General features: G+C 57.7%; 8 protein-coding genes. 7 read left to right on the forward strand and 1 reads right to left on the reverse strand.

The genetic code is table 11. The features are described from left to right. Positions 1-72: 72 nt before the first annotated feature. On the reverse strand, positions 73-3,789 hold the full coding sequence (locus V5F77_RS27685) for a glycoside hydrolase family 99-like domain-containing protein (protein WP_429008296.1): 3,717 nt from the start codon (positions 3,787-3,789) through the stop codon (positions 73-75). Between the two features lie 194 nt (positions 3,790-3,983). Here V5F77_RS27685 and V5F77_RS27690 point away from each other — a divergent pair, with 194 nt between their 5' ends. From V5F77_RS27690 to V5F77_RS27720, 7 genes are all read left to right on the forward strand, one after another. After that, positions 3,984-5,405, forward strand: coding sequence for a mannose-1-phosphate guanylyltransferase/mannose-6-phosphate isomerase (locus V5F77_RS27690; protein WP_429008297.1), 1,422 nt, complete (start codon positions 3,984-3,986; stop codon positions 5,403-5,405). A gap of 118 nt (positions 5,406-5,523) precedes the next feature. After that, positions 5,524-6,081 (forward strand): dTDP-4-dehydrorhamnose 3,5-epimerase, encoded by a 558-nt coding sequence (gene rfbC, locus V5F77_RS27695; protein WP_429008298.1) that lies wholly within the window; start codon positions 5,524-5,526, stop codon positions 6,079-6,081. Positions 6,082-6,098: 17 nt separating this feature from the next. Further along, entirely contained in the window at positions 6,099-7,157 is a 1,059-nt protein-coding gene (gene rfbB, locus V5F77_RS27700) for a dTDP-glucose 4,6-dehydratase (protein ID WP_429008299.1), read from the forward strand. Next, complete coding sequence (gene rfbD, locus V5F77_RS27705) at positions 7,157-8,050, forward strand: dTDP-4-dehydrorhamnose reductase (protein WP_429008300.1); 894 nt, start codon at positions 7,157-7,159, stop codon at positions 8,048-8,050. Before rfbB ends, rfbD begins: the two co-directional genes overlap by 1 nt. Further along, the gene (gene rfbA / locus V5F77_RS27710; RefSeq protein WP_429008301.1) at positions 8,047-8,919 is read left to right on the forward strand and encodes a glucose-1-phosphate thymidylyltransferase RfbA; all 873 of its coding nucleotides are present in this window, start codon (positions 8,047-8,049) and stop codon (positions 8,917-8,919) included. The genes rfbD and rfbA overlap by 4 nt, the downstream gene beginning before the upstream one ends. Before the next feature lie 237 nt (positions 8,920-9,156). Then, positions 9,157-9,930, forward strand: a complete 774-nt coding sequence (locus V5F77_RS27715) for a ferredoxin--NADP reductase (RefSeq protein ID WP_429008302.1) — start codon at positions 9,157-9,159, stop codon at positions 9,928-9,930. Positions 9,931-10,053: 123 nt separating this feature from the next. Further along, a partial coding sequence (locus V5F77_RS27720; protein WP_429008303.1) for a hypothetical protein occupies positions 10,054-10,526 on the forward strand: 473 nt, incomplete at its 3' end.

Consider the following 10,526-nt stretch of genomic DNA (forward strand, 5'->3'; position numbering starts at 1 on the left):
TTTCAGATCCGAACCCGCAGCAGACCCCAGCCAGAACCTCTGCCTCTGCGCTTATTCCCCGGCTTGGCGGTCCTAATCGGCGTGCGCGGTTTCCGCATCGCTCAAGCCGAAGCTCTCGGCGACTTCGGCATAGTAAGCGTCCTGCTTTCGCTTGACCGACGTGCCGACCGCCTTGCGCACGATCTGCTGGATGCCCCGAATTTCCTGCAAATGCTTATCCTTCTTCAGGGCGTGCGTCACACTTCCGGAATGTCGGCGATGCACATTCATCGGCATGGCATTATAGCCGATGCTGCCGCCCGATAGGGCCACGTCGATATAAAGCCGCCAGTCCCCAGCCATTCGAAAATTGGCCAGATCCGCATGGCAGCGATCGAGCGCCGCCGCGAGCGCATCGCGCCGCCAGACACCCGAACTGACGTTCATGATGACATTCTTGACGGATAGGTATTTCTCGACGAAATCCCGCCCGGAAAATACCTCCGTCTTCGACAAGGCGCCAGGGAACAACGTCTCGTAGTATCCCTTATAGCTCTCCCATTGCGGCGCGCCATGTTCGTCAATGGTACGGGAATCACTGAAGGCGAAAGCAACGCTCTCTTCGGCGAAGAAGGTCACCATATTTTCCAGGAACGACGGATCGGAAAGGTCGTCCGCCTCGGCGATCCAGATCAAGTCGCCCGTGGCAGCCTCGACCCCCTTCGCCCATTGAGCGAACACATTGCCCGAGTTCACAATATTCTCGATCAGGACGAACTCCCGAACACCAGAAGCTCCGATCCGCTCAAGTTCCTCCACGCTCCCGTCGGTCGAGCAATCATCGAGGACAATGACCTCGAAAATCGGGAATGTCTGGTCGAAAACTGAATAAAGTCGCGCCTCAATGCAAGTCTTATAGTTATAATTTGGAACAACCACCGAAATTTTCGGCACTGCTTGATTCAAACCAATTAGGGAATGGCAATAGTTCGCGAAATTGTAATCTTTTGCGATTTTTTGCGAACGATAGAGACGCTCGCTTGCCGGCTCTCTTTGCCGCTGGATGACGGTATCGACGACCATCCTGGCTGCGAGGCGGATATTTCCGCTCGGGATGAGGGAACCGAGCCGACGATCCTTCAGCAAGTCCACGAAGCCGCCACCTTTGTCGAAGGCCAAGACCGACAAACCCAGGCTCAACGCCTCCAACACGACAGAAGGGAAGGGATCCTCCCGAGACGTGAGGAAAAACGCATCCGCTGCGGTATAGAAACCCGCAACTTCGCTCTGGAAACCGGCGAACCGCACGTTGCCCGACGGATCCTGACGCACCGGGTCGATGAGCCAGGCGTCGATGGTCGGGTCCGCATTTCCGATCCATACGAAATATACTGAGGGATCCAATTCACGTGTAGCCGAGGCAACCGCCAGGAACAGGTCGATGCCCTTGCGCAGGTCAGCGTAACCCGCGTTCATCACAATTTTTGCGTCGTGGGGAATGTTCAACCGGTCGCGCACCGCGCGGTACGCATCTGTTACCGGTGCGACCTTTGAATAAAGTCCCTGCGGAATCACCAGGGTTCGGCCCTGGGGCCGTCCGAAAACTTCCGTAATTTCACGCTCTACATATCTATTGGGGTAGACCACATTGTGGGAGTGCTTGAAAAGCGCACTCAAGCGATCGGCGCCATAGTATTTTGTAACAATCGTGCTGAGCTCATGAATGAGCGACGAAATCTCAAATCCAAGTTCGCGTAGCGCGAGGGTGACGTGCCCGGAGAAGGCGCTATTGGTTATGGCGGTTTCAAAACCGTTGTTACGCAATTCCTTCAGATGCTGCACCAACCCAGGCCAGAAGGATTCTTTCGGATCGACCACATATGTCGATGCAAGCTTGGCATATTGCGATGCCATTGCTCCGCCATCCATCAAAACGAAAGCGATTTCGCATCCAAAGCGCCCCTTCAGGACTGCCCCAATATTGAACAGCAGCTGCTGCGCTCCAGCCTGAAACGCATCATGCCCCACCAATAGGATTTTGCGCTTGGAGGTGACGCTTTTCCCGCTGATTGAATGGGAAAGGGCGTTAAGAAATGCGTACCCAAAGTGGACATCCGGCTCCAGATAGGTGCCTTCGCACCACTCGTTCCAAGCGTTCACGAACATTAGCCGCTCTTCTTGCGGCTCGGATATCACCAGTTGATCGATGATCGCGGAGGCCCAATTCTGGAACTTCGTAGGATTACTTCCGTGCACCACCATGCCGGAGCCCTGCTTACGCGCGTCGTTGTCCCAGGTCGGAAACACCGTCTTAAGCAGCTTGTACTCCTTTGGGAAATCCTCCAGCGATACCCTGACGAAATCGTCGTAGCTGCGGACATCGCCCCGGAAGTCATTATCCAACAGATCCATCTGGTGGTTGATCCGCGGCACCATGCTACCGAATTTGTGCGGCGGAAACTCCATTGCCGCGTCGAAACCAAATGGCCGAGGGTCGACGTTTCCGAACGTCTGGGACATCACAATGTAAGGGTCGAGATCATGCTCGTCCTTGAATATCTTCCGCCAACGTCCGATCGCCGCTTTGCAATCGGGGATGACGTCCGCGCGATACAAGCCCAGGAAAGGGCGACCGTTGATCCGGATATACCGCTCGTCCTTCATGTAGCGCGCCATGTCAGCGATGATCGCAGGCTCTCCTTCCAGCCCGTAATCCTGCGCCATGAGAACATCGGCTTCCATTCCGTCCCAGCGCCGGGTCCAGTTCTCGTTGGCCCACATGATGCTGAACGGAAATGAGATCGTGCGATCATTCAACAGGACATCTAACGGCTTTTCCAGCAGCCGGTGACCGTTGAAATTATAATAATAAAAACAGAAACCGGACAGCCCGGCCCCGCGCGCCATTTCAACCTGACGCTGCAAAATATCCCGACCACCCAACTCGTAAAAGCCAAGGTCCCGAGGCACCCGTGGCTGATAATGCCCGGCAAAGCGCGGGACGCCACGTGGAATATTGGTCCATTCGGTGAACCCGGCACCCCACCACTCATCATTTTCCCGAATGGTATGGAACTGGGGGAGATAAAACGCGAGAACCCGAGCTTTCTTGATCCCGCTCGACCGCTGCGGCTCAGCCTCAAAATAGGGGCCCGCAGCGGTAAATTTCTTAATTTCGCGCGGAATAGTGGGCGCATTCGTATCGAGCGTTGCACGCCACCCGAAGACCTCGCCCCAATACATGAAGAGACGAAATGGATTCTTGGTCCGGTCGTTGTTGAGATAAGTCTTCCATACGAACTCAGAATCAAACGCGGGGTGACACCGCCGACCTTCAAAAACACCCCAATTTATGAAATGCGTAAACGGATCGACGTTCGCAGTCGCAACATCTGGGTTAGATTTGAGATAAAACACAACATCAAAATATTGGTTTGGAGAGTGAAAATTGGCCGACCGTTCACGCAAATAATGGGCTAGCGCCAATTCATTGCCCGCAGCGAGGTCGTATTCCTTAAGATACCAAGCCGGGTCAAATAAAGGCGAAGGGCGCCGGCCAGAAGCCTCGCCCGAGACAATATAATCGAGCAGTAAATTTCCAGAAATGTTTGAATAACTTTCAGAATACCACCGAGGATCGAAAAATTCGTTGGGAGAAAAGCCAAGCTTTTCGCCCATTTCAACGTAATGCGAGATCAATTCGGCAGAATCATCAGCCGGCATCCCCGCCTTGCTGGCATAATAAACAACGTCGAAAACGCCGGATGCCGCGATGATACCGGTCACTTCCGCCTGAACACCGTCGACCATAAGAATTTCCCCACGCTCCGCAACCTAGTTTATACCGACGTCCGCATAGGCGAATCAAGCCATTCAGCTGCTGATTGTGCATGTGCAGCAAACTTTCGAACTGTCATTTTTTGACCTGAATTAAAGCACTCATCAGGCCTGGACGGTGCTTCGCGGACATGTCATCAGACCGGGGGATGACGGGGAGTGACAAGATGACGACGCTGCGGAAGATCGTCCCAGTCGTACTGGCCGGAGGTACGGGGACGCGCCTCTGGCCGCTTTCCCGGAACACTCTTCCCAAGCAGTTCCTTTCGCTTGTTGGGCCCAACACACTCTATCAGGATACCCTTCTTCGGACGGCGCCAGGAGACCTGTTTTATCCGCCCATTGTGATCACAAATGATGATTTCAGGTTCTTTGCGCGACGTCAGGCCGCTGAAATAGGCATTGATGCAACCGTGGTGCTTGAGCCTGTGCGACGAGACAGCGCCCCTGCCCTGATCGCCGCCTCCGCCCTGGCACGGCGACTGCATGGAGACGACGCCCTGGTTCTGGCGCTCGCCGCGGACCATGTCGTCCGTGATCCCCAGGCCTTCCTCAACGCAGTCGAAGTTGCCGCCCGGGTGGCCGCCGATGGGAAGATCGTCACGTTCGGAATCGTACCCGACAGCCCACGCACAAGCTATGGCTACATACGGCCGGGTGCTGCACTTGCGAACGGTGGGCGCGCTGTGGCGGCCTTTGTCGAGAAGCCCGATCTTGAGACCGCCGCGCGTTATGTTGCCGAAGGGTTTCTTTGGAACTCGGGAAATTTTCTGTTTCCTGCAACCCTGATGATTGCGGAAGCGGAGCGTTTCGAGCCTCAGATGGCGGAGGCAGCCTTGGCGGCTGCGGAGAATATGAGCGATGATCTCGGCTTCCTGCGCCTAGCCAAAGAGGCGTTTTCCGCTGCCCCCGCGAAGTCTATCGACTTTGCGGTTTTGGAGCAGACACGGCAGGCCGCCGTGGTTGAAGGTGACTTCGGCTGGTCCGACATCGGCTCCTGGGATGCAGTGCAGGAAATCGGTGCAGCAGATGTAGACGGCAACGTCCTGCACGGAGAGGTCGCTTTGGTCGACAGTCACAACTCTTATGTGCGCTCCGAGGGGCCTCTGGTCACCGGCATCGGACTTTCGGGTATGTCTGTCATCGCCACCGAGGATGCTATCCTGGTGATGCCTTCCAATCGTAGCCAGGACGTGAAGGCCCTGGTCGCCTCACTCAAGGCGGCGAAATATAACGCGGCCGACGAACACCTGAAAGTTCATCGGCCATGGGGCACCTATCAGACCATTTGCCGCGGAGATCGCTTCCATGTGAAGAAGATCGTCGTTGAGCCCGGTGCAAAGCTCTCGCTTCAGATGCACCATCACCGATCAGAACACTGGGTCGTGGTGCGCGGCACCGCCGAAGTTACCGTCGATGAACGTATCTTCACCCTGCGCGAGAATGAATCGACGTACATTCCTCTGGGAGGCGTGCATCGATTGGCCAATCCCGGGCGTATCAATCTGGAATTGATCGAAGTGCAGACGGGTTCTTACCTGGGCGAGGATGATATCGTCCGTATTGAGGATATGTATCACCGCGCATGACTGCCCGATGCGGTGGCAGTTTGGCGACATTTACGCCATGCTGCACCTGCTCGTTGACGTTCGCAGGCGCGGAAGCTACGGTCCGCGCAGTCTTTTCGCAGAGGTGGGCGCGCGTTAGATGACATACTTTACTCCCTTGGACATCCCCGAGGTCATTCTTGTAGTTCCGCCTCGATTTAAGGATCCTCGCGGATATTTCTGTGAAACCTATGTCGAGGCACGCTACAGCGCGAACGGTATTACCTCCAAGTTTATTCAAGATAATGAGTCTTTGTCGGTTCCGGTGGGAACAATACGTGGACTTCACTTCCAGACTCCGCCTTTTGCCCAAGCAAAGCTTGTGCGCGTCACGGTTGGCGCGGTTTTCGACATTGCAGTGGACATCCGCAAGGGATCTCCCACCTATGGCCGCTGGGTCGGCGCGACCCTGACCGCTGAAAAGGGCGAACAATTATTCATCCCGCACGGCTTCGCTCACGCCTTTTGCACGATAGAGCCCGATAGCAAGGTCGCCTATAAGGTGGACGGTTCATATTCTCGCGAAAGTGAGGGTGGCATCGCGTGGGACGACCCCGATCTCGCGATCGACTGGCCGGCGTCGGATCCGTTGCTGTCCGATAAGGATCGCGAATGGCCGCGCCTGAAGGATTATGTTAGCCCGTTCATCTACGCGTGACGGCACACGGGGCAACCATGGCAGAACGTATTCTTGTTACCGGCGGCGCAGGGTTCATCGGTTCCGCGCTGGTGCGCTACCTCATCGCGTCCACATCTGCGGACGTGTTGACCTATGACAGCCTGACTTATGCCGGAACCCTTACGTCGCTGGCACCTGTGATGGACGACCCGCGACACCGTTTCGTGCAGGCGGACATTTGCGATGCCGGCGCCTTCCAGAAGGCTCTGGAGAGCTTCCGCCCCGACCGGGTCATGCACCTTGCCGCCGAGAGTCATGTGGATCGCTCCATCGACGGTCCATCCGCCTTCGTCACCACCAATGTCATCGGCACCTATACGCTGCTCCAGGAAGCGCTGCGCTATTGGCGCGGGCTTGACGGTGCCACGCGGGACGCATTCCGGTTCCAGCATATCTCCACCGATGAGGTGTTCGGCAGCCTGGGTGCGGAGGGTTTTTTCCGAGAAGAAACACCTTACCAGCCTAATTCGCCCTATTCCGCGTCCAAGGCCTCCTCAGACCATCTGGTGCGTGCGTGGCATCACACCTACGGTCTACCGGTGGTGATGTCGAACTGCTCCAACAATTACGGGCCGTATCATTTCCCGGAAAAGTTGATCCCGCTGATCATCCTCAACGCACTGGAGGGGCAGCCCCTGCCCGTCTATGGCGCAGGTGAAAACGTGCGCGACTGGCTGTTCGTCGAGGACCATGCCGAGGCGCTTCATCTGATCGGCAGCAAGGGGCGAGTTGGCGAGAGCTATAATGTGGGTGGCGCCAATGAGCGGCGGAACATCGACGTGGTGCGCACCATCTGCACCATCCTCGACGAGGTTCGCCCCGATGCGAAAATCGGCAAACGGGAAAACCTGATCCGCTTCGTGACCGACCGGCCGGGACACGATGCGCGCTATGCCATCGACTTCTCGAAGCTCAACAGCGAGCTGGGTTGGGCGCCGCGCGAAACCTTCGAGACCGGCCTGCGCAAAACCATCGAGTGGTATATCGCCAATCCAGGCTGGTGGGAGCCGCTGCGCAGCAACTATGCCGGCCAGCGACTGGGGCTTGCTTCCTGATGCGCATCGTCCTGTTCGGCGCCAATGGCCAGGTGGGCCGGGAACTAACCGCTTTGGCCGCCGAGCGCGGCCTCGATCTCGTAGCGTTCGAGCGCGCGCAAGTGGATATTTGCGACCCCGCCAGCGTCGCCCGCACGCTCGAGGCCCAACGGCCGGACGTTGTCGTGAATGCGGCGGCTTACACGGCTGTGGATCGCGCGGAGAAAGAGGCGGACCTTGCCGCGCGCGCCAATGCTCAGGCCCCCGGCCTGCTGGCCGAGCGGTGCGCGCGCTACCGCACGCCGCTGATCCACATTTCCACGGACTATGTCTTCGACGGCACCAAGACAGGTGCCTATGTCGAGAACGACCCGATCGCACCACTCGGCGTTTACGGGCAGACCAAGGCGGCGGGCGAAGCGGCGGTGCGCGCACAGAGCGAACGCCATCTGATCCTGCGGACCTCCTGGGTCTATGGTATTCACGGCGCCAATTTCCTAAAGACCATGCTTCGACTTGCCGGTGACCGCGACCGATTGACAGTTGTCGCGGACCAGCACGGTTGTCCGACCGCGACACGCGACATTGCCGAGGGCATTCTTGCGGCCGCGCGTTCCATGGAGGACGGCACCGTGCGCTGGGGCACCTATAATCTGGCGGGCAATGGCGCCACCACTTGGCACGGTTTCGCGAGTGAGATCATCATGCAGGCTTCGCGCCACACCGGTCGCACGCCGGAAGTGGCACCCATCACGACTGCAGATTATCCGACCCCGGCCCGTCGGCCGGCGAATTCGGAACTGGATTCCAGCCTGTTCGAACGCACCTTTGGCTATCGCGCCCCGCCCTGGCCTACACGCGTGACCGAAGTGGTGGACGGACTGCTCGCCCCGACCCTCAAGGAGCCCTCGTGAAAGGTATCATCCTCGCCGGCGGGTCCGGTACCCGGCTACATCCCATTACCCTGGTCGTGTCCAAGCAATTGCTGCCGGTCTACGACAAGCCGATGATCTATTATCCCCTATGCACGCTCATGTCGGCGGGTATTCGGGATATCCTCATCATCACCACGCCCCACGACAGCGCGCTGTTCCAGGCGCTGCTGAAGGACGGCAGCCAGTTCGGCATCAAGATTACCTACGCCGTTCAGGACCAGCCGCGAGGCCTGGCCGATGCGTTTATCGTCGGGCGCGAATTCGTGGGCGATGAGCGCGTCGCGCTTGTCCTGGGCGACAATCTGTTCTTCGGTCACGGCCTGCCCGAACTGCTGCAGGAAGCGGTTGCGCGCGAAGCTGGTGCCACGGTGTTCGGCTATCCTGTCAACGACCCCGAACGCTACGGCGTCGCGGAGATCGATGACAGCGGCCGCGTCATCTCGCTGGAAGAAAAACCCACCGTGCCGCGCTCGAATCTCGCGGTGACGGGGCTGTATTTCTACGACAATCGCGTGGTCGATATCGCCGCCAATCTTGCTCCCTCACCGCGTGGCGAGATCGAGATCACCGATATCAACCGCGCCTATATGGAGCTCGGCGAATTGCATGTGAGCATGATGGGCCGCGGCTTCGCCTGGCTTGATACCGGGACGCCGGACTCGCTGGTGGAAGCGGCGCAATTCGTGCAGATCCTCGAGAAGCGCCAGGGCCTGAAGATCTCCGCCCCCGAGGAAGTCGCCTTCCGCGCCGGGTTCATCGATGCCGACCAATTGCGGACGCAAGGCAAGGTTCGCGCGAAATCTGCCTATGGCGCCTATCTGCTGCGCCTCGCTGATGAGGGCATATAGCCGAGCCGGCCGGATCAGAAACCCACTTTGGAGGTGCGCTTCTGACTTGCCTCTTGATTTGGCTCATAGACCGCGGTGGTCCGCGCTATCACATCGCAGGCATGATGCGGCACGACAGTAGCGTACCGCCATCACATGATTTACAGTGGAACGAAATATCCCACAGAGAGAGTCGGTTAAAACACGCATTTTGCGTGGATTTCTGCTCTTTCCGCAGTTTCTCCTGACTGGCCGGCCATGAGCAATCTCAACGAAGAAACGGTAAAAAGCGTCCATCATTGGACCGATAATCTCTTTACCTTCACCACCACCCGCGACCCCGGCTTCCGTTTTTTAAACGGCCAGTTTGCCATGATCGGCCTGATGGTGGACGGCAAGCCGCTTCTGCGCGCCTATTCCATGGCCAGCGCAAATTATGAGGAGGACCTCCAGTTCTTCTCCATCAAGGTGCAGAATGGCCCCCTTACCTCGCGCCTTCAGCACCTTAAGGTGGGCGACAAGATCCTGGTCGGCCGCAAGGCCACGGGCACGTTGATCCAGGACAACCTCTTGCCGGGCAAGAATTTGTATTTGCTCTCCACCGGCACTGGCCTTGCCCCGTTCCTTTCGGTTGTAAAGGATCCCGATGCGTATGAGCGGTTCGAGAAGATTGTCCTGATCCACGGTTGCCGCACCGTGGCCGAACTCGCGTACGACGATTATCTCAGCAAGGATTTGCCGGAGAACGAGTTTATCGGCGATGAGGTCAAGGCCAAGCTGATCTATTATCCGACCGTCACGCGCGAACCGTTCCGCAATCAAGGCCGTATCACGGCCCTCATCGAGAGCGGGCAGGTATTCGCCGACATTGGCCTGCCACAGATCGATCCCGCCAACGACCGGCTGATGCTCTGCGGCAGCCCGGCGATGCTCAAGGATCTGGTGCAGTTGCTGGAATCGCGCGGATTCCAGGAAGGCAGCCAATCTCAGCCCGGTCATTATGTGATTGAGAAGGCCTTCGTGGAGCGCTGAGGCGCCACAGCAACATGTTTCTGGAATCTCGCCCCTTAGCCGGGCGCCGATCATAGGTACTCTTGTCCTCTTGGATTGATGCGGGCAATTTCCTCCGGTTCATTCGGGTCGGGGGGGTCTGGAATGATGTTTCGCGCCTGTGTCGCGTCGTCGGCAATTATTGCTACCTGTATTGTCTGTGATCATGCGACGGCGCAGACGGTTCCTTCCAGTTCGGCGCAGGCTACCGCTGACGCCGTCATGCACATTCTGCCGTTCAGTCGATTGCTGACGACGCCGGGTGGCGGTGCGGTGTTGACCGCCAACATCAATACTGCGGTCGCGATCAACAATTCTTCGACGCCGTCCCAGCAACAGCAGGCGATCCACGATTACACAATCGACGGCGCACTCGGCACATCTGTTTCAGACGGTCTCGGGACCAAGCTGAACAGCATCTATATGAATGCCATCGTCGCAAATAATCCGGCAATCCAATACAGCGCACCGATCTCGCAGACGTTCCAGGAAGGCAATTCGATCACCGGGGAGGCGGCCAGCCTCGGAAAATACTATTTCGCGAGCGGCAAGACGCAGGTCGACGGTGTTTTCTTTCC

This window comes from Roseixanthobacter psychrophilus, assembly GCF_043195195.1.
Classification (GTDB): domain Bacteria; phylum Pseudomonadota; class Alphaproteobacteria; order Rhizobiales; family Xanthobacteraceae; genus NCEH01.